Here is a 19,788-nt window from a genome sequence, read left to right as displayed (position 1 = left end):
GGTGAGGGCATGGCCGACCACACCGATGACCTCCGCCTGGCACACATCCTCGCTGACGATGCCGACTCCTTGACGATGTCTCGATTCGGAGCCAGGGACCTGACGGTCTCGACCAAGCCCGATCGTTCTGAAGTGACCGATGCAGATCTGGCCGTTGAGGACTCGATTCGCCGCACCTTGTCACGGATGCGCTCCCGAGACGCGGTGCATGGCGAGGAACGGGCTGACACCGGCGAGGGCCCGCGTCGCTGGATCATCGATCCGATCGACGGCACCGCGAATTTCCTGCGCGGAGTTCCGGTATGGGCAACCCTCATTGCACTCAGTGTGGAGGACGAGATCGTCGCGTCCGTCGTGTCGGCTCCAGCCCTGAGACGTCGCTGGTGGGCCGCCAAGGGCTCCGGCGCGTGGACCGGCAAGTCGCTTGCCTCGGCAACGCCCATTCACGTATCCAATGTGCGCAACCTTGACGACGCCTTCCTGTCCTACTCCTCCCTCCATGGATGGGTGGAGAGCGGTCGCGGTCGCGGTTTTGGTGAACTCATGAGATCGGTGTGGCGTACCCGCGCCTTCGGTGATTTCTGGTCGTACATGATGGTTGCCGAGGGAACCGTCGACCTGGCATGCGAACCGGAGCTGGGGCTGCACGACATGGCCGCCCTTGACGTCATCGTCACCGAAGCCGGCGGCACATTCACTGGTCTCGACGGCAAAGACGGCCCCTGGTCAGGAAATGCCATGGCGTCCAATGGGTTCCTTCATGACGAGGCCTTGGCCATGGTTCAGCCTGAGGATTGAGGCTGCGTCGTCAGCATCAGAACCCGTTGAGAATGGAAGCGGGCGGGTGATCATCACCCGCCCGCTCCTTGTGTCGTGGAGATCAGAGGATTCTGGCGCGAATCGTCCCCTCGAGATCGGTGACACTGGCCAACAACCCGCCGTCAGTTTCGGCAATGTCGAGGACGCAGTAGCCGAGCTCCCCCTTGGTGGCCAGCGCCTGATACGTGACGTTTCCGCCCTGGTCGGCGACGAGTCGGTTGAGCGTGGCCATCACACCGGGGATATTGCGATGGAGGTGGCCAATACGGGCGCCAGTACGCGGGGAAGGCGTGATCTCGGGAATATTGACGCTCATCCCGGTTGCGCCATTCTCGACGTAATCGACGAGTTTTCCGGCGACATAGCGACCGATGTCGACCTGGGCTTCCTGGGTGGAACCACCAATGTGCGGAGTGAGGATCACATTGTCCAACTCACGCAACGGGGAGGTGAACAGCTCCTTGCCCGAGGCAGGTTCCTCGGGGTAGACGTCGACTCCGGCACCCGCGATGTGGCCCGTACGCAGATTGTCGACCAGGGCGTCAATGTCGACGACCTTGCCGCGGGAAAGATTGAGGAACAACGAGCGCGGCCTCATCACGGCAAACTCCCGCGCTCCAATGAGGTTGTTGTTGCTCGGGCGTCCATCAACGTGCAAGGACACGGTATCGACGCTGCCCAGCAACTCTTCCATAGACTCACACTTGTGGGCGTTCCCCATGGGCAGGACATCGGCAATGTCGTAGAAGAAGACCTGCATGCCCATGGATTCGGCCACCACGGAGAGCTGCTGGCCGATATTTCCGTACCCAATGATGCCAAGACGACGACCGCGGATCTCGTGGGACCCGATGGCGGACTTGCGCCACACCCCGTTGTGCATCTGGGTGTTGCGATCACCGAGACGACGGGCCAATGCAATGATCTCCGCCATCACCAGTTCAACAACCGAACGGGTGTTGGAATAAGGGGCGTTGAAGGCCGGAACACCAGCCTGGGCCATGGTGGCCAGATCCATCTGGTTCGTGCCAATGCAGAAGGCACCCACGGCGGTGAGGTTGTCGCCACACGCCTCGACGACTCGGCGGCTGACGCGAGTCCGCGACCGGATGCCCAACAGATCAACTCCGTCGAGGGCACTGATGAGGTCGTCCTCGTCGAGGGCCTCGCTCACCCGCTCAACCTCGTAACCGGCCTGTTTCAGGGTTCGAACGGCTTCATCGTGGATGTTTTCGAGCAGGAGCGCCTTCATGACGGTCAGTTTATGGAGGGAGCAGGGCCGAACTACCGAGCTCGTCTCAGTGGGTGGAATCGTCCACACGGATGCGAGGAATCGCTGTCAACAACTCCTGGGTGACCTCGTGCTGCGGATCGCGGTAGACGTCAGAAAGTCGGCCTCGCTCGACGATGCGTCCAGCACTCATGACGGCCACGGTGTCGCACAGGTGACGCACCACGGCCAGGTCGTGAGAAACGAAGACCATCGTCAGTCCCCGTTGGCGCACCAAGTCATTGAGCAGGTTCAGCACCTGAGCACGCACCGACACGTCGAGAGCGGACACCGGTTCATCGGCCAGCAGGACGTCAGGTTCAGTGACCAAGGCCCTGGCAATGGAAATGCGCTGACGCTGACCACCAGAGAACTCGTGTGGAAATCGGCTGGCGGACTCAGGATCCAAACCGACGTCAACCATGACCTCTGCCAGGCGGTCCTTGCGTTCCTCACGGGTCATACGTCGTGCAACCGGGGACCGCAGTGGCTCGGTGATCGCCCGACCGATGTTCATACGCGGGTCCAGAGAGGACCGCGGGTCCTGGAACACCATCGCGGCCGACCGACGTAAATCACGTACCGCGCCGATGTCGCTCAGGGATCGTCCCCGGAAGCGGACGATACCGGAATCCGGTCGACGCAAGGCCATCATAATTTTCAGCAGGGTTGACTTCCCCGACCCAGACTCTCCCACCAGGCCGAGCCGTTCCCCCTTGTCGATGTGCAGGGAGATTCCGTCCAGGGCGTCGATCCCGGCGCCACGCGACCCCAGATGAAGATGCAGGTCCTCGACGTCGATCTGGGTGGTCATGAATCCTCCAACACAATCGTCGTCCCGGGCTCGACAAGGTCGAGTCGTGCAGCTCGCAGCAGCCGTCGGGTGTAGGGGTGATCAGGTTCGGACAGCACTGTGCGAGCTGGACCGGTTTCGACGATCTGGCCCGAGGTCATGACGATGAGGTCGTGGCAAATGTGGGACACCACCGCCAGGTCGTGGGTGATGAACAGACAGGCCGCGCCCACTGAGTCGAGCACCTGGTCAATCGTTGTCAGAACCTGGGCCTGCACCGTCACGTCAAGGGCTGTCGTCGGTTCGTCGCAGATGAGCAGGTCTGGAGAATTGACCAGAGCCATGGCGAGCAGAACTCTCTGACGCTGGCCACCAGAAAGTTGGTGCGGGTAGGAGTTCGCCACTCGGGTCGGATCCTCGATACCAACCTGTTCAAGCATCTCCAGGACGCGGTCATGAGCCCGGCCTCGCGCGACGGAATGGTGCAGCAGGGCAACCTCGCCAACCTGTCTTCCGACCTTCATCGTCGGGTCCAGTGCTGTCATGGGTTCCTGAAAAACCATGCCGATGCTGCTGCCTCGCAACGCGGACATGGCCCGATCGCTGGCCCCGATAAGCTCCTCACCACGCCAACGGATGGAACCCGACACGTGGGCGTTGCCAGGAAGCAGACCCATGATCGCCAGGGCGGTGACAGATTTCCCCGATCCGGACTCACCGATGAGGCCGAGACGCTCACCGGGGTCCAGGGACCAACTGATGTGATCAACAGCGACCCGACGATGCCGTCCGAAATCGACAACGAGATCGTTAACCTCCAGAAGCGCCATCAGCGGACCTCCCGCAATCTCGGATCAAGGAAATCACGCAAGCCGTCTCCCAGGAGAGTGAATCCCATGACAGCTGCGGCAATCGCCAGGGCAGGCGCCACGGTCAGCCAGGGGCTGTCGAAAAGGTACACCTGGGAATCACGCAGCATTCGTCCCCAAGTGGCGACGGTTGCCGGAGTGGCCAGCCCGAGATAACTCAGCGCGGCCTCCGCCAGGATCGCCGTGCCATAGGACACCGAGGCCTGCACGCCGATCAGCGGAGCAATGTTGGACAGCACGTGGTTGTAGGCGATGGAATGCCATGACATCCCTGAGCTACGCGCCGCGACGATGTAGTCCTGGGAAAGGATCTGTCGGCTGGCGGTTCGCGTGATACGGGCGAACACGGGGACCGTCGAGACACCGATGGCCACCATGCCGGTCAGAGTCGATCCACCCACTGCCGCGGCCAGGATGATCGCCAGCAACAGGGCTGGGAACGCGTACAGCAGATCGGCAGCTCGTCCCACAATCGTGGACCAGGGGCGAGGAAGCATGGCGGATGTCACCCCCCACGGCACGCCGATTCCGGCGGCGATGAGTACCGACACCACTCCGACGAGCAGACAGGTACGAGCACCCACGAGCATCCGGGATGCAATGTCGGAGCCGAATCCGTCGGTTCCAAGCCAATGCTGGCTGCTGGGCCCCAGAAGACGATCTGCCGGGACGACGAGATTGGGATCGTATGGCGTCCACACCGCAGAGGTGATTCCAGCCACGACGACCAAGCCGACCAGAACACACCCCATGACCAGACCTGCCCTCCTCATGAGTGGTCCCCCTGTCTGGAAGTGGCTCTGATACGCAGCCGAGGATCGAGGGCCACGATGAGGAGATCCGTGAGGTAGGAGATCACCAGCACGATGGCCACGATGACCATGACGACGTCACTGACGACAAGAAGATCGCGGGTACTGACAGCATCGAGGAGATAGGACCCCAGACCTGGGATGACGAAGACCTCTTCGACGACGATGGCTCCCACCAGCATTGCGCTGGCCTGCAGGCCAAAAACTGTGGCCAAGCTGATCGAGGCGTTGCGCAATCCGTGACGATGCAGTGCGGGCCACAGCCGCCAACCGACGGCGCGGGCCGTGCGCAGGTGATCGTCAGCGAGAACGTCGATGAAGGCACTGCGTACGTAACGTGTCATCACTGCGGCTTGCACGATGGACAGGGACAACACCGGAAGGACCAGGTGCGCCGCCCATCCTCCGGCATCCTCATGCAGCGGTACGTATCCTCCGGCAGGCAGCCATCCGAGGGTCACCGAGAACAGCAGGATGAGGAGGATTCCGGCGAGGAAGGCAGGAATGCTCATGAGGACCTGTGACAGCGCGGAAGCCGCGAATCCTCGACCCTCGCGACGATGGACGGCCGCGTAGGCTCCCATCGGCAAGCAGACCACCAGGGCCAGCAGCAATGACAGCCCGACGAGCCAACCCGTCACCGCCAGTCGCGACGCAATCTGCGGACCGATCGGTTCAGCGGAAACGATGGAAATGCCCAGGTCGCCCCTGACCAAAGAACTGATCCAATCCCAGTACCGCTGGGGCCACGGGAGGTCCAGGCCCAGTCGGGTGCGCACGGCTGCTGCAGCTTTCGGGTCCGCGTTGGCGCCCAGAATGACCTGGGCGACGTCACCGGGAAGCAAGCTGAGCAGGGCATAGACGATCAAGGATGCGACCAGTAGCCACACCAGCAACTCCCCCAATGGGAGGAGCACACGTTTGAGGACGGTCACCTCGTCCTCCTGACCTTGGTGAGGTCGAAGCTCATCGAGGTGGTGTTGCGCTGTAGTCCGCTGATACCAGCCTTGCTGATGGTGATCTTCGGCATCAGGAAGAGGAATCCTCCGGCGGCGTCAGTCGCCAGGATCCTACTGGCCTGCATCATGGTCTCGTTGGTGCGGTCGGCTGGTCCCGTCCGGGCGGATTCGATGAGCCGGTTGAATTCCTTGTTGCGGTAGCGCCAGTAGTAGTCGGGGTTGGCCCAGTTGACGATGTCGCGTGCCTCCACGTGGGCGACGATCGTCAGGTCGTAATCAGCATGGGTGTAGACGACATCGAGCCAGCGGGCCGGGAATTCCAGCTCGTCACTGTCGACGATGATCCCGATCTGGGCCAGGTCGGAAGCAACCACCCGCGAGGCTGCCGTCGCGTAGGGCAGGGCCGCGGCCCGCAGTCTGAGGGTCAGTCCGTTGGGGTACCCGGCCTCAGCAAGTAGCTTGCGCGCCCGTGCCGGGTCATAGGGCCAGGTGTGGGACAGATCGGTGAACCAAGGGTCGGTGGGTGGAACCATCGAGCCGATGAGTGTTCCCTGGCCATTCCATACGACGTCCAGCAATCCGTTGCGGTCAATCGCCATGAGGATGGCCTGCCGAACCCGTCGGTCTGAAAGCGGCTTGGAGGTGTTGTTCATACCCAGCACGACCTCGCCGTTGGTGGTTCCCCGCAGTACCCGGTAGGCCGGGTTGCTCGTGAAGCGGGAGAGGGCCTGGGGAGTCGTCAGATCAGAGACGACGTCAAGATCTCCCGACAGCAGGGCGGCCGTCTGCGAGGTCGGGTCCGAGTAGTACGAGAAACGAACGGTGGGACGTCCCCCCTCGTGCCACGGACGAGGGGACGGCGACAAGGTCACCGAGTGCCCCGGCGTGAACTCGGTGACGACGTAGGGGCCAGATCCTTGCGGCCGGGTGGCCAGATCCTTGGTGGCGGGATCAATGACGACACCCGATGTGCTGGCCAGGTTGAACAACAGGAAGTTGTCGCGATGGGACAGGTCAAGAATGACGGTGGCGTCGTCAGGGGTACGGATAGCCTTGACTGCCGACAGGTTCGCCTGGTTGACGGGGCTGGCCGACTCGGCTCTCATCCGCTCCAGGGAGGACTTCACCGCCGCTGAGTTCACCGCGGCCCCGGAGGCGAAGCGCGCTGAAGGATCAAGGTGGAAGGCGAGGTGAAGTCCGTCCTCGGACAGCTGCCACGACTTCGCCAGCAGACCGACGAGCTTGCCCGAGTCGTCGACGCGGATAAGGGTCTCGTACACGTTGTAGAGAAGAACCTGCGGGATCGCTGCGGCAGCATTCGACACCAGGTCCAGTGTCGGAGGGGCAGCCGTCGCCCCAATGGTGAGGACTCCCTCTTCTGCGGACTGGCAGCCGGTGATTCCGGTGGTCGACAGAGCCACTGCCACGGCAAGTCCCGCAGCCTTCAACTGGCCTCGCATCGTCTGCTCATGCTCCCTTCGGGCGTAGCACGTTGCGAATGAGCATAACCGACCCCGACTTCATGCAGTCTGTGGGGTTAGTACTGCAGTCATATGTGCACGGCTTCCGAAGGCGGCCGAACGGGTGACGCAGACGGGGTTGATGCGCCGATCATTCGAGCACGTCCCGCCCCGATTTGTATTGCACCGGTGTGATCTGTATAGTCGAACAAGTCGACGCGGGGTGGAGCAGTTCGGTAGCTCGCCGGGCTCATAACCCGGAGGTCACAGGTTCAAATCCTGTCCCCGCTACCAGAGAGGCCAGCTCGTCTCCCCCTTGGGAGGCGGGCTGGTTTTCTTTGCGCTTGGGGATGAGGTCCTCGACATGGACGTCGAGGAGTTCAGCGGTCGCAATGAGATCCGTCACCGACCATCCGAGCTCTCCACGAATTCTCTTGCCCGCAGTAGCCGGAGAGACATGCAGTGCTCTAGCAAGGTCACGAAACTTCAACCGCTTCTTAAACAGCAGCATCTGTACGGTCATGCCGACAGCTTCATCAGCAGAGTAGGTGTCAATGAGGCCAGCTTCACGGGCTTGCTCATAAATCTTAGCCATGAACAAGATGGTACACAGATGCATATATGGTGTCATATGTTTCCATTATTGATACTTTCATATCTATGTAGCACGCTCTGTGCATGACCTCCTCCCATCTCGATGTCGAAGCTGTCGCTGACAGTCTTCTGTCCCCCCAGATTGTCGCCGCGGTGCTGCCGGAAACGAGTACGGCCACGGTCACTCGGTGGTGTCGCGATGGTCGGATTCCTGGCGCTCGGAAGTTGCCGTCGGGCCGGTGGATTATTCCGGCTGCATGGGTCCTTGATCTGGTCACGCCTCCTGAGTCGGGCCGCGCGGATGCGGACCTGTGGTCGTCTAGTCCGGACGAGTGAGGGGTGAGCTGGCGTGAGTTTGGTTGCGATCACGTGGGCGATCTCCTGCGATGTTCCGGACTCTACGACGAAACTGACGCTGTTGATGTTGGCTGACAAGGCCGGTGACGATGATCGTGCGTGGCCGAAGGTTTCGACGTTGATGGGCGAGGTGCAGGCGTCGCGGTCGACGATTATGCGCTCGCTGAAGTGGTTGGAGGCTGAGGGGCTGATCACGCGTGAGCAGGGTTTTGAGCGTTCCAAGTTCGGCGGGATGCGGAAGACGAACAGCGTGTATCAGTTGATGATCCCTGACAAGATTTCGCGTGCTCGGGTGCGGGATCATCATCCCCAAGAAGTGCGTCCCTTGAGGGGGGTTGTGGGGTGGGACGAGTCGCGTGTCACCGGTGACACCACGGATGACCGTTGTGTCACTGGTGACACATCCGTTGTGTCATGGGTGACGCAACGTACTAGGGAAGAACCCTCACCTAGGAACCCATCCCCTCCCAACCCTCCCCTGCCGGCGTCGGCGGCGACGCCTGGTCAGGACGGGCAGGGACGGGAAGATTCCGATGAGTCGACCACAGCAGACCCGGTCGACCCGCCGACCCGGGAACCTCGCCCCCTCCCCGACGACGGCGGCGGGGCTGACTGGGACCTGGTGCGCCAGTGCCTGCCTGAGCCGATGCAGGTCCTCGACGATGTGGGCGCTGCCCGCCTCACCCCGACTCTGACGGCTTTGACGGCTGGTGGATGGTCAGCACGACAGGTGCGCAACCATCTGCAAGCCCAGCCCTTGCCCGAACACGTGCACTCGATGGCTGGCCTGGTGTGTGCCCGGTTACGGCGCCTGACCGCCACCCATCCGCCGACCAGCCACGACGCCACCCCGACGCCGCCGACGATCACCGACGCCGAGGCACGCCGGAGGGCGTGGCTCGACGACCTGCAAGCACAAGCCAAACATCGTCAGCAACTCGCCCAGGCCCGTGCCCTGATCCGCGCGGCCCGAATCAGTCAGGACGTCTCGTGAGCACCCCTCGTGCTGTGGCGGTGCGTGCCCCGCCGATCCATAACACCCGCCGATCCACAACACATGATGAATGCCGGATGTCGAAACGTAAGGACTTTTTGAAAATGCTGGATAGGAAGAAACGAGCGGGGTGGCAACCCTCGTGGCTGCTGGCCTCATAGCCGCCTCATCGGCGACAGCGTATGGTGATTCGTACTCCTGGGACGGTAGAACGACTCACTATGTGGGCGTAAAGATTAACTATGGCGATGGTTGGATTGGGTCATACCGCCTCAACAATAGAACCCATCATGGTTCGACCGGCCAGTTCTATTGCGCTGATCCTGAGAAGGATGGCCCGAGCGCTGGTGGGACCTATCAGTCTCGGGGTTCGACCACGAGGTGGGCGCGTGACGGTGGTGGATCGCTGTCCCCGACGGCGCTTTCACAAGTCGCCTGGGTCTTGGGCAAGTGGGATGCCACGTCGAATAATAGGCAGGCGGCCGCTGTTGATGCCGCAGTGTACGCATTGGAGGGGTTCCCAACCTATCAGTTGGGTTCTAGTACTCATGGGCGTCATCGATCTGATGCGGCCGGTGTGACAGCACGGGCTCAAGCGATGGTCGCAGAGGCGAAAGCCCGCGCCGCTGCCGGTAACTACAAGTTGAACGTTGATATTCCATCGCAGGTGCCAGCCCATAGTCGCTATAAGGCGACAGTGCGGTTGGTTAATGGGGCAGGACGTCCTGTGCCCGGGGAAAAAGTGACGTTGGTGGATGGTCGTAACTCGAAAGTCACGGTGACGACGAACAAGGCCGGTGTCGGCTCAGCAACGTTCGGCACGCTCGATCGGGCCGCGAAGGTTTCAGCAGCCGCGACGCTGCCAGCAACAGCAGTCACGTAGGCGATCCCGTCGAACAAAAAAGCTCAGCGGCTGTTCGTCTCCGGTGCCAAAACCACGGTGAGTGCACGTGATACCGCGTCCTTCCCTCCGCCTCCGCCTGCGAAGCCGCCGAAGGTCGGCACGACTGCTGTTGACAAGGCTGATGGGGATCACATGATCCCTGCGTCTGGTGGTGGGGCCGAGAGGGGCTTGCCAGCGTATGCTTGGTGGAGGTTCGTGTGCGGAACCGGTTGGTGAATCTCATTGCCGTACCTGCCCGTGAACATGGACAGCCACGTACCGGGAAGAGACGAGATGACGGCAGCCAATGACGCCCCGCAAGTATGCGAGGAGGAGCCTGGGCAAAACAATGACCTCGGGGGTATACCGATATTTCGCGGCATTGACCTTCCCGAGGCCCATCGTCATCAGTCCTACCACGATCCCACGGTGAGTCGTGAGACGTTGCAGGAGTGATTCTCACCCGCCAGGCTCAGCCGCTACCGGATCGAACCAGTCGATGCGTGGTACGTGTGGAACACCCGCATCTCGAAAGCGTTCTTGGAAGACATCAGCCATGTCGAGGTACTCCTGAGAAACTTCATTGACGTGCGCCTGAGCGCCGATACTGGCATACGGCGTTGGTGGGAATCCCCGAGCTATCGCTCGGTGGTTTCCCGCGTAACGTCGCCAGGGCCGAGACGCGACTGCGGCGCGCGGGGCTCGATGCGACCCCTGATCAGATCGTGGCGAGTCTGTCACTGGACAACTGGCGCTTTCTGCTCACCCCGCGCCTGGAAGCAACCGTATGGAAAGCTCTCACTGACTTACGTAACGGAGGCATGCCTCACTACCCGGGGCGTAGCCGACGCGACTTCGAGGAAAACGTGGAGCTCATCCGCCACGGCCGTAACCGCGCCTCCCATCAAGAGCCCCTCATCAGCGCTCACCCTGACCAACAAGCTGAGATTCGCAGGCTTGCCCATTACGTAACAGCGATCGACACCGTCGCCCGCAACATCAACCCCGACGCGGCCGAATGGATCGCCACCCACTCACGCGTTCTCGATGCCATCGCCCAGCGACCCACACGGCAAGACCATTAACCCGCATTCGTCGTAGACCGACGCCTCTTTCAACACCGTGCGTAAACTGGCTCTTCACAGATGAGGGGGTGGTGAAGGTAGCGTTGTCCATGTTGAGGTCTTGGGCGATGGGTGTGTAGCTACTCCCAGGCCTCCTCGGACGGCTCGGGTTCTGCGATCACCGTCTCGACCAGCAGGCATGGGAACTGGAACTATCCTGGCGGAACCGCCTACTCCCCCCAACACGTGGTACTGGTCCACCGACGTCGGCAACTTCATGGCCGCCGGAACCGAGTACGACACGAGCCGCGTCACCGGCGTCGGTACGTGGAGCACCTCGGTGGTCAAGACCTCCTCCGTCGGCCAGTCGATCACCGAGATCCGCAATCGCGACGGCATCTTCTGATACCGACGCCCAGTCACACGTCGGCCCCGTCGCCACCACGATCACATCCGATCCGTGGTGGCGACGAGGTTTTCACTCGACTGCCGAAACCTGTTCCCAGGCCGAACCGTCAAAACCACTCCTTGGCCTTGTACCCAGTCATGCGTAATCTGACAGACTGATGACTCGTGGCACATTACGATGGCTCCCCCACCTGTACCGGCGACGCAGCCGACGAGATCGAGTCCCCGTCGACCAGGCGGATCATCGCTCTCGTGACGATCCTCAATGCCATCGGACTGGTCATTGACGTCACGGTGGCATCCATCATCGGATCGGCATCCCTCTTCGCCGACGCGGCCGACTTCCTCGAGGACGTCCTCATCAACGGGCTCGTCCTGGTGGCCCTCGGGTGGTCGGTGCAGTCACGACGGAAGGCCAGCATTTGGTTGGCCGGCCTCATCCTCATCCCGGCAGCTGCAGCACTGGGAACTGCCGTCTGGAAGATCACCTCGGGAGCCCCGCCTGAGCCCGTGCCGTTGTCAGTGACGGCCATCATTGCCCTACTCATCAACCTGTCGTGTGCCATCGCCCTCATGACATTGCGTCACCAGGGATCGAGCCTAGTTCGAGGTGCGTGGCTGGCAGCACGCAATGACGTACTCGGCAACGTGCTCATCCTCGTCGCTGGTCTCATCACGACGGTGTGGTTCACGGTCTGGCCCGACGTCATCGTCGGACTCGTGATGGCCCTCATCAACGCCACGGCTGCCAAGGAAGTGTGGGAGCAGGCTCGCCGCGAGGTACCTGAACTCGAGATTGACGAGGCCTGAGCCGTATTCAAATCTCTCGCCAGTCCCGGTCGTCGGTCGCCTTCCGACACGGAGCTGCCAGACGCGACGGCACTCACTGACAGAGCGGCTGATCCCAGTCCTCGCCTCGCAATGGGACGATAATGACCGGGCGCAGCTGACGGCGTCCCAGCTGGACTGCCACCGATCCGTCCAGCCACTCCTGCAAACCGGCACGGAAACCGGGACGCCGAGTTCCCAGCACGAAGCACCCAGCGCCAATGTCATGGGCGAGGTGGGCAAGCTGTTGATCCGGCAGACCAGACAGATAGACGAGCTCCCACTCCGTCTCTGGGTAGTTCGCCATGAAAGCGTCCAAGGAACCTTGGATAGACGATCGGGCGGTCGCATTCGAGATGCGCTCGGCGGTCGGGTCGAGTGGGTGGCTTTGGTCGGGATCAGACGGGTTCGGCACGCGATCGGTCGCGACATGGGCGAAGACGATCTTGCTACCCATGGCCATGGCATGCTCGACGCCAGTCGCGAGTACTGCCCGCGGGATGTCCGGCATGATCGCGATGATGACCGGACGGCCCCTCATCGTGCCTCGGGGCGAACGTTCGTATGTCACGGATGCACGGCGGCCGGTCTCGGACTCGTCTTTGACCATCTCGGGTTGCTGCTCCGTCATGATCGTCTCCTAGATGTCGCGGCACACTACCGACACGATGCACATTACCGACCACGAGACGATCTCGTGACCGGTCGTCACTCCAGGGTGCCGAGAACCGCAGACTCCAGGGCCGGGACGAGGTTGACCGATCCGAGCAAATCCTCCGGATGGTCGACGAGACGGGCCACGCCGTAATGGCTTCCATCACGCAGCGCACCGGCCACGACACGTACTTCCTGACGATGGGGATGAGCAGCGACGAAACCCGCAGCCTTGTCCGGATCGTCCGGAATCTCGTTGGCACACTCGTCGGGCAGGAAGATCCGTTCGACGCAGATGGCCGCCCCGTCAACGGCCTCTCCCCAGGCTGTCGTGGCGAGGGCCTGGGCCAGATCCTCTCCCGGTCGGAAGTCGTCCTGCTCGATACTGGAAAGGCTGTCTGGTCCACCCACGGCGAGCTGACCGGCAAGGGCAGGCTCAGCCTTCATGAGGTCTACGGTGCGCACCAAGGCGAACAGGCGTGGCGGGCCGCCCCAGCTCGATGTCCCGACGAACCTCTCGATCTCAGCCAGACATGCTACGAGGGCGTCATTGACCGACGGTGTCTCGGACCCTACGTTGTCGGCGTCCTGACTCATCTTGTCGTCCTCATCATTCAGCAATGTGGTACTCCCGCTCCGCCAGCGCGGATCTTCTGGATGGCCGCGATGGCGTCCTTGAGGCTAGAGACCTTGACCAGGCGCATCGAGGTCTGAACCCCACTGATGTCCAGGCAGTTGCCTGCCGGCACAAGGAAGATCTTGGCGCCATCCCGCTCGGCACCGGATATCTTCTCCTGGACACCGCCGATGGCAACGACGTTGCCATCAGGGGAAATGCTTCCGGTGCCGGCAATCCGCAGCGAACCAATGAGGTCATTCGGGGCGACCATTTGATAGATCGACAGGGCCATGGCAAGTCCAGCTGAAGGACCGACGATGTCCGCCGGGATTCCATAGGTGATCGTCGGGGCGTATCGGTATCCAGTGTCGACAGTGATACCGACGGCAGGAGCTCTGCGGTCACTGACTGATGAGACCGTCGTCACGGCAATCGTTTTGCGAGTGGAGTTCCGCAACACCACGAACACCACGGTGTCGCCCACGGCATGCTTGCGAACCGCCTTGCCGACGTCGAGAAGGGAGGCCACCGGCTTCCCATCGACCTTCTCGATGAGGTCACCGGGCTCGAGTTTTCCGTGAGCCGGACCAGCCGCACTGACGGCGTTGACCATCGGCATCTCAGTGACAGGCTGGCCTGCAGCGCGCAGTGCAGCCACGGCAGCGTCACGCTGAGAGGTGTCCATCATGTACGACTCCTCAGCATTGACCTGCTGAGGAGAGCGGCCTGGCGGATAGATGGCCTCCCGCTGCAAGACATCATGGTCCCGACGAATGCGGTCCACCAAGGCCTCTGCGAGGCTGAGACGCGAATCTGCGCGGGTGATGGACACCGTTGTCATCCTCATTTCGCCCTCGCTGTGGCGAGCCGTCAAGCCGTCAATCTGGATCATCGGCTTGCCCTGCTCGTTCGTTGAGAGCAGATCCACGGTCTGTCCTGGCGACCTAGCCACGAACGGGATGGGCACGAGGATCAGGGCCAGCACGCACAGCAGCACGACAAGAGCCGACGAGATTGCCGTCCAACGGGTGGGGAAACGCACCCCTTGACGGGTCTCGACATCGACCGCGGTGGTCGTCGCTGCGGGCGTGCCGGAGTCATGCGCCTGTGAATTGGGCGTGATCGACTCGGACATGGTGGCCATGCTAGCCGGAACGGACAATCACTTTTCCACGACGGCGACGGCTCTAGACTTGGCGAGACACCACGCCAAGCGAACGGAGACGGGAATGAATGACGGACCCCAGAATCCTGGGCAGCCCGACCCCGAGGAGATGGCCGAGCAGTTGCGCCGCATGATGCAGCAACTGGGCCTGCCCGCCAATGGTGACCTCACCTCTTTCATGACCCAGTTGTCGCAGATGTTCGGCTCAGGCGGACCGGTCGGTTTCGGAATGCCCGGAGCCAATCCGAGTGAGGGACCGGTCGACTGGTCTCACATCAAGGACATGGCCCGCCACATCACGGCGTCCCACGGCCCTGACCCGACGCCAGGACAGCAGGAGCGCAGTGCTCTGCTCGACGCATCGCGTCTTGCAGAGAGCTGGCTCGACCGAGAATGTGAGTTCGCCCAGGTCAACACACAACCTGCCTGTTGGAGCCGTGCGGAGTGGATCGAGCACACCTTTTCCTCATGGCAGTCTGTCGTCGAGCCGGTGCTGGTCTCCCTGACCGAGGCGATGACCGGATTGATGTCACCTGGCGGTCCCAATGACCCGATGGCTGCCCTCACCCAGATGATGGGACCGGCGCTTCGCCGGATGTCAGCCATGCTGTACGGAGCTCAGCTGGCCCAGGGCCTCGGCAAACTGTCGACCTCGACGGTGACGGGAACCGAAATTGGTCTCCAGGTCTTGTCGGTACCGCAGGTCGTCCTTCTCCCGACCAACATCGCCGCGGCATGGAAGGATCTCGACCTCGATCCACGAGATGTCGAGCTCTACCTCGTGCTGCGTGAGTCGGCCCGTCAGCGTCTATTCAATGCGGTGAGTTGGCTCGGACCACAGCTGTTGGCCCTAGTTGAGCACTATGCACGCGAAATTCGCATCGATTCCTCGGCCATCGAGGACGCCATCGACATTGATGACTTGTCCCAATTGACCCCGGAGAAGGCCCAGGAGATGTCCGAGCGGTTGCAAGGACGCCTCTTCGAGCCGACCCGCACGCCAGAGCAGGAGGGCGTCCTACAGCGCCTGGAAACCCTGCTCGCCCTCATCGAGGGATGGGTCGACGAGGTGACATCCCAGGTCGCCCGCACCTGGCTTCCCAGTCACGATCAGCTGGCCGAGGCCGTGCGTCGACGTCGCGCCACATCTGGCCCCGCCGAGGTGTTCTTCCAGTCCCTGCTCGGTCTGGAGCTTCGCCCCCGCCGCGTCCGCGACGCAGCCAACCTGTGGGCGGCACTGCGTGATGCCCGCGGCACGGTCGGACGCGATCAGGTGTGGAACCACCCCGATATCGTGCCTACCGCCGCCGACCTCGATGACCCGCTGGGCTATGTCTCAGGCGACCGTCAGGACATTGCTGAAGGCGGCGATGATCTCGATGCCGAGTTGGAGAAGCTGCTGCGCGATCACGGTCAGGACGGCTGAGCCAACGGATCGTCCGGCTGGTGTTCTGGGGAATCGACTCCCCCGGAAACAGCCCACTGGTACCCGTTGAGGAATCCCTCCGCGCGCTCCGCATTGGGGAATCCTGCGAGCAACTCGTGGAACCGCCGATTGTGATTGGCTTCCACCAGATGGCACAGCTCGTGAGCCAGAACATGATCTATGACCCAGTCGGGAAAGCCGACCATGCGATCTGAGAGCCTGATCTGTCCCGTCACCGGGGTACATGATCCCCACCGAGTGTTCTGGTTCGACACCCACCTCACGGAGATGGGCTCGACCGGGTGCCCCACCCGCGGCTCGAGGTGGACCCGACACAGCCGACGGGCACGACGCGTCAGCTCGTCGGAGGTCGCACCGGATCGTCGTCGAGCCTGGGATCGCGTCACCTTGTCGACCAGTTCCATGACTTGACGGTTCTGGTCAGCTTTCCGCATCCCCATGGGAACCATGACAAGGACGGACGTACCCTCCATCCGTGCGCTCAGGGTGAGGTGACGTCGGGAACTACGCCGAATGATGATTTCCGGTCTGCCGTCGCATGCTGCGATGATCTCGTCAGTGGTCGCCCTGCCAGCCATGTGGCCCATCATGCCCGGTGGTTAGGACAGTTTCGGTGAAGCGGTGTTCTGCTGGGGGCGACGTGGTTGACGAGAACCCCGACCTGCCCTAGATTGAGAACGGCCCCCGGATCTCGGATGTGCAGGGGAAGGCACATCGTGATGGTCCGGGGGTTCCCATGTCCCCCCGAATCCCCTGCTCTGACATGCCAGGTGGCGTTCGAAATTCAGTGTTGTTCGAACTCCCACATGTGTTGTCCGCGAAGGGCAGCGTGTTGCCCGTCATTGTTGACGTGTTGCCCGTCGTCTCGTTGGTCCTTCCCCGCGCTTCAAGCCTTTCGCGATTCTCAGGGCATGCGTGTTGAACTTGATTGTCCCTGGACGCCCGTACCGGGCGGATTGCGTCTGCTTGCTCCAGACGGTCGATCATTTCGGCTGCGAGGCGTGCGAGCAAGCTATGACGGACACGTCGATGTTCCTGCAGACGTCGCAAGTCGCCTTCACGAGTCCGGAATGGTGACGATGCCGACCGGCCTACGGGTAGCCGTTGTCAGTGATGACGGCGTCTCCCAAGACATCGTCCGCGGTCTGGAGGCACGACGTATCGAGGTGACGACGTGGATGCGTGGCCGGCAGCCCGGGAGCTTCCGTGACCTTCGGTGTGTGTCCGGGGCGTCCTGCCCCGTGGTTCACGTCGTCGTGATCTGTCCAAGGACCCTGCTCGGGGGACGTGACATCGCCGAACAGTGCCATCGAGCCGGCGTCCCGTCGGTCATTGCCTGGGGACGCCATCGCTGGGGTGTTCTCGGACCGATCAACGATCACCACCCCGGATGCCAACACTGCGCAGACATGGCACTGGCTGCGCACGACCCCGACTGGGTGACGATGGCCCGTACGACGACGGGAGACAGCCACGATCCGGCCGTCACTGCGTGGCTGGTGAACCAGATCGAAGCCACAGCTGGCGCTCTTCGCGATGACTCAGACGTCTATCGCGCGAAGTCCGTCCAGGTACGTACGAACGCCGGAGAACGCAGTCTCGTCGTGCCGGCCCAGCCCGGTTGTCACTGCTGGCCGCCTCAGGAGGCGTCGTGCAATACCTTGATGAGATCAGCTGCGTAATGATCGGCCTTGCGTCGGCCGATACCAGGCACCTGCAGCAGTCCCTCCACCGAATCTGGCCGCTTCTCGGCCACGCTGAGCAGAGTGGCATCGGTGAGAATGACGAAGGCGGGCACACGATCCGACTCCGCTCGTTTGCTGCGCCATTCGCGCAACCGCTCGACCAGTGTCGGGTCAACCCCGACCTCGCAAGCAATGTGGTGGCCAAGTTTGCGATCCCGGGCAGCCGTCAACGCCTCTCCACAGACCGAGCACACTGCAACGGTGGCGCGACGTTTGCGGTGGCGTGGGGGTTTGGTCGACGCATTTCCGGTCCCGGGCAATCCCCGCAGGAAGCGCGAGATACCCTGACGGTCTCGGTCCGAACCCGACCAGGAATACGAAACCCACAGGTCTCGACGAGCCCTCGTGACTCCGACATGGAGCAGACGTCGTTCCGAGGCAATCTCGACGGGAGTTTCAGCCATGATGAACGGCACCATGGCGTCGCTCATCCCGTACAGGGCAACAACATCCCATTCAAGACCCTTCGACGCGTGCAATGTCGCAAGGGTGACGCCGTCTCCGACAGGGGCCTCCTGGGTGGCAGCTCGCCGGGAGAACACAGTGGCCAAATCCGCCAGAGTTGCCGTCCCCTCCTCGACAGCCGAGGCCGCCAAGTCACGGAGTGCCTGCAGCGATTCCCACCGCTGCCTCACCTCCCCCTCTCCCTGAGGAGCAGCGGTCGTCCACCCTTGCGAAACAAGAAGGCGATCGAAAGCGGGCAGGGCGTCGGCCCCGGGTTCATCGGCGACGATCCGAACGAGAGCATCGAGAGTGCGACGCACCTCCCGCCTCTCGTAGAACCGCTCGGATCCCTTGACCAGGTATGGGATGGACCGCTCGGCGAACGCCGCCTCAAGGTGGGATGCCTGAGAATTGATCCGGTACAAAACGGCAATCTCAGACCACGGAATCCCCGCGGAATGACGGGATTCCACCCACATCGCGATCGCCGAAGCCTCGGAGGAGTCGTCACCGAGCGCTTGGTAGACCGGTTCGGAACCCGACCGGCCACGAGAAACCAAGGTCACCCCCCTGCCGTGCTCGGGAGCTTCGTCCGGGGTCATACGGTTGACGAGAACCTCATTGGCCAGCCGGATGATCTCCGGGGTCGAACGATAGTTCCGGACCAGGTCGATACGTTTCGCACCCGGATGATCTGCCACGAAATTCATCAGGTAGTCAGCACGTGCACCAGCGTAGGAGTGAATGGCCTGGTGGGGATCCCCGACAACGCACACATCATTGCGGTCGCCGAACCACAGCTCGAGCAATCGGTGCTGGAGAGGAGAAACATCCTGATACTCGTCGACGACGAAGTGCTGATAGCGGGAGCGGATTTCCTCCGTGATGTCCCGGTGCTGGACCATCATTCCGACGGCACACAGCAGGATGTCATCCAGATCAATGACGCAACGTTCCCGTTTGACCGCTTCGTATCCAGCCAGGACCCTACCGACATCGGTGGCCGAAACCCCGGCCACGACTCGTCCTTCCGTTCGCGCCAAGGCTGCATATTGTTCGTTGGGGACATTCGAGACCTTCGCCCAGGAAATCTCGGCGGACAGGTCCCGTACCAGTGCCTTGTCATTTCCCAGACCAATGCGTCGGGCTGCCTCGGCGACCATGGAGAACCTGGAATCACTCACCGGTGGCAACTCACAGTTGTAGGCGCGCGGCCAGAAGAACTTGATCTGGCGCAGGGCGGCCGAATGAATGGTGCGAGCCTGAACCCCCACCACGCCGAGATCAGCGAGTCGTCCCTTCATCGTGCCGGCGGCCTTGGTGGTGAAGGTCACCGCAAGGGTCCGGCGCGGGTCGAGCTTCCCTGTCGCGGCTCCGTAGGCGATGCGATGGGTGACAGCGCGAGTCTTTCCCGTTCCGGCACCAGCGATGACACACACCGGAACGTCGAAGGTCTTAGCAACCTTGACCTGCTCAGGATCCAGTGCTGCCAGGATCGCATCTGCCGACTGGGTTCTCACGGCGATCACCATAGGGGCACGCACCGACAGCTCCGCGACGGCATGTTCCGCCGCGATGTTCCGCTCCTGTGCCACCGACTGCAC

Annotated in this window: 17 protein-coding genes, 1 tRNA gene and 1 pseudogene; 8 read left to right on the top strand and 11 right to left on the bottom strand. The window is 62.2% G+C overall.

What is annotated here, in order from left to right; translation table 11 throughout:
• Window positions 1-9 precede the first annotated feature (9 nt).
• Window positions 10-798, top strand: coding sequence for an inositol monophosphatase family protein (locus HMPREF9153_RS08090; protein WP_004811130.1), 789 nt, complete (start codon window positions 10-12; stop codon window positions 796-798).
• A gap of 82 nt (window positions 799-880) precedes the next feature.
• On the opposite strand, the gene serA is transcribed toward HMPREF9153_RS08090, so the two are convergent.
• From serA to HMPREF9153_RS08060, 6 genes are read right to left on the bottom strand one after another with little or no spacing between them, the layout of a single operon-like run.
• Entirely contained in the window at window positions 881-2,071 is a 1,191-nt protein-coding gene (gene serA, locus HMPREF9153_RS08085; RefSeq protein WP_004811127.1) for a phosphoglycerate dehydrogenase, read from the bottom strand.
• A gap of 46 nt (window positions 2,072-2,117) precedes the next feature.
• Window positions 2,118-2,903 (bottom strand): ABC transporter ATP-binding protein, encoded by a 786-nt coding sequence (locus HMPREF9153_RS08080; RefSeq protein ID WP_004811124.1) that lies wholly within the window; start codon window positions 2,901-2,903, stop codon window positions 2,118-2,120.
• Window positions 2,900-3,712: an ABC transporter ATP-binding protein gene (locus tag HMPREF9153_RS08075; RefSeq protein WP_004811121.1), complete on the bottom strand. Its 813-nt coding sequence runs from the start codon at window positions 3,710-3,712 to the stop codon at window positions 2,900-2,902. Before HMPREF9153_RS08075 ends, HMPREF9153_RS08080 begins: the two co-directional genes overlap by 4 nt.
• Entirely contained in the window at window positions 3,712-4,524 is an 813-nt protein-coding gene (locus HMPREF9153_RS08070; RefSeq protein ID WP_004811119.1) for an ABC transporter permease, read from the bottom strand. Before HMPREF9153_RS08070 ends, HMPREF9153_RS08075 begins: the two co-directional genes overlap by 1 nt.
• A complete protein-coding gene (locus HMPREF9153_RS08065; RefSeq protein ID WP_004811118.1) occupies window positions 4,521-5,498 on the bottom strand; it encodes an ABC transporter permease in 978 nt (325 codons plus the stop codon). Before HMPREF9153_RS08065 ends, HMPREF9153_RS08070 begins: the two co-directional genes overlap by 4 nt.
• The gene (locus tag HMPREF9153_RS08060; protein ID WP_004811116.1) at window positions 5,495-6,982 is read right to left on the bottom strand and encodes an ABC transporter substrate-binding protein; all 1,488 of its coding nucleotides are present in this window, start codon (window positions 6,980-6,982) and stop codon (window positions 5,495-5,497) included. Before HMPREF9153_RS08060 ends, HMPREF9153_RS08065 begins: the two co-directional genes overlap by 4 nt.
• 217 nt (window positions 6,983-7,199) lie before the next feature.
• Between HMPREF9153_RS08060 and HMPREF9153_RS08055 the strand changes: the two genes are divergently transcribed.
• The 5 genes and pseudogenes from HMPREF9153_RS08055 to HMPREF9153_RS08025 all read left to right on the top strand — a co-directional run bounded on the left by HMPREF9153_RS08055 (window position 7,200) and on the right by HMPREF9153_RS08025 (window position 12,092).
• A tRNA-Met gene (locus tag HMPREF9153_RS08055) sits at window positions 7,200-7,276 on the top strand.
• 649 nt (window positions 7,277-7,925) lie between these two features.
• Window positions 7,926-8,927 carry a helix-turn-helix domain-containing protein gene (locus tag HMPREF9153_RS08040; protein WP_004811113.1) on the top strand — a complete coding sequence of 334 codons (1,002 nt, stop codon included), beginning with the start codon at window positions 7,926-7,928 and terminating at the stop codon, window positions 8,925-8,927.
• Window positions 8,928-10,074: 1,147 nt separating this feature from the next.
• Window positions 10,075-10,895 (top strand): annotated as a pseudogene (locus HMPREF9153_RS12900) (hypothetical protein).
• A gap of 178 nt (window positions 10,896-11,073) precedes the next feature.
• Window positions 11,074-11,280 (top strand): hypothetical protein, encoded by a 207-nt coding sequence (locus HMPREF9153_RS08030; RefSeq protein ID WP_004811105.1) that lies wholly within the window; start codon window positions 11,074-11,076, stop codon window positions 11,278-11,280.
• A gap of 167 nt (window positions 11,281-11,447) precedes the next feature.
• Window positions 11,448-12,092 carry a cation efflux transmembrane domain-containing protein gene (locus HMPREF9153_RS08025; protein WP_004811103.1) on the top strand — a complete coding sequence of 215 codons (645 nt, stop codon included), beginning with the start codon at window positions 11,448-11,450 and terminating at the stop codon, window positions 12,090-12,092.
• A gap of 73 nt (window positions 12,093-12,165) precedes the next feature.
• Here HMPREF9153_RS08025 and HMPREF9153_RS08020 read toward each other — a convergent pair whose 3' ends face one another.
• The 3 genes from HMPREF9153_RS08020 to HMPREF9153_RS08010 all read right to left on the bottom strand — a co-directional run bounded on the left by HMPREF9153_RS08020 (window position 12,166) and on the right by HMPREF9153_RS08010 (window position 14,527).
• Complete coding sequence (locus HMPREF9153_RS08020; protein ID WP_171023474.1) at window positions 12,166-12,651, bottom strand: universal stress protein; 486 nt, start codon at window positions 12,649-12,651, stop codon at window positions 12,166-12,168.
• 167 nt (window positions 12,652-12,818) lie between these two features.
• A complete protein-coding gene (locus HMPREF9153_RS08015; protein ID WP_171023475.1) occupies window positions 12,819-13,382 on the bottom strand; it encodes a PPA1309 family protein in 564 nt (187 codons plus the stop codon).
• Complete coding sequence (locus HMPREF9153_RS08010) at window positions 13,379-14,527, bottom strand: YlbL family protein (protein ID WP_004811097.1); 1,149 nt, start codon at window positions 14,525-14,527, stop codon at window positions 13,379-13,381. The genes HMPREF9153_RS08015 and HMPREF9153_RS08010 overlap by 4 nt, the downstream gene beginning before the upstream one ends.
• Window positions 14,528-14,612: 85 nt before the next feature.
• On the opposite strand from HMPREF9153_RS08010, the gene HMPREF9153_RS08005 reads away from it, so the two are divergent.
• Window positions 14,613-15,974, top strand: a complete 1,362-nt coding sequence (locus HMPREF9153_RS08005) for a zinc-dependent metalloprotease (protein ID WP_036901859.1) — start codon at window positions 14,613-14,615, stop codon at window positions 15,972-15,974.
• On the opposite strand, the gene HMPREF9153_RS08000 is transcribed toward HMPREF9153_RS08005, so the two are convergent.
• Window positions 15,962-16,585, bottom strand: coding sequence for a M48 metallopeptidase family protein (locus HMPREF9153_RS08000; protein WP_004811094.1), 624 nt, complete (start codon window positions 16,583-16,585; stop codon window positions 15,962-15,964). The two genes, HMPREF9153_RS08005 and HMPREF9153_RS08000, sit on opposite strands and share 13 nt — an antisense overlap.
• Window positions 16,586-16,711: 126 nt before the next feature.
• On the opposite strand from HMPREF9153_RS08000, the gene HMPREF9153_RS07995 reads away from it, so the two are divergent.
• Complete coding sequence (locus HMPREF9153_RS07995; RefSeq protein ID WP_370882830.1) at window positions 16,712-17,677, top strand: hypothetical protein; 966 nt, start codon at window positions 16,712-16,714, stop codon at window positions 17,675-17,677.
• On the opposite strand, the gene HMPREF9153_RS07990 is transcribed toward HMPREF9153_RS07995, so the two are convergent.
• Window positions 17,635-19,716 (bottom strand): ATP-dependent DNA helicase UvrD2, encoded by a 2,082-nt coding sequence (locus tag HMPREF9153_RS07990; protein ID WP_171023476.1) that lies wholly within the window; start codon window positions 19,714-19,716, stop codon window positions 17,635-17,637. The two genes, HMPREF9153_RS07995 and HMPREF9153_RS07990, sit on opposite strands and share 43 nt — an antisense overlap.
• Between the last annotated feature and the right edge of the window lie 72 nt (window positions 19,717-19,788).

The organism is Cutibacterium avidum ATCC 25577, assembly GCF_000227295.1.
In the GTDB taxonomy this organism is placed as follows: Bacteria; Actinomycetota; Actinomycetes; order Propionibacteriales; family Propionibacteriaceae; genus Cutibacterium; species Cutibacterium avidum.
The sequence above is the reverse complement of the archived record's forward strand: the minus strand, read 5'-3'. Positions and strand labels throughout refer to the sequence as shown.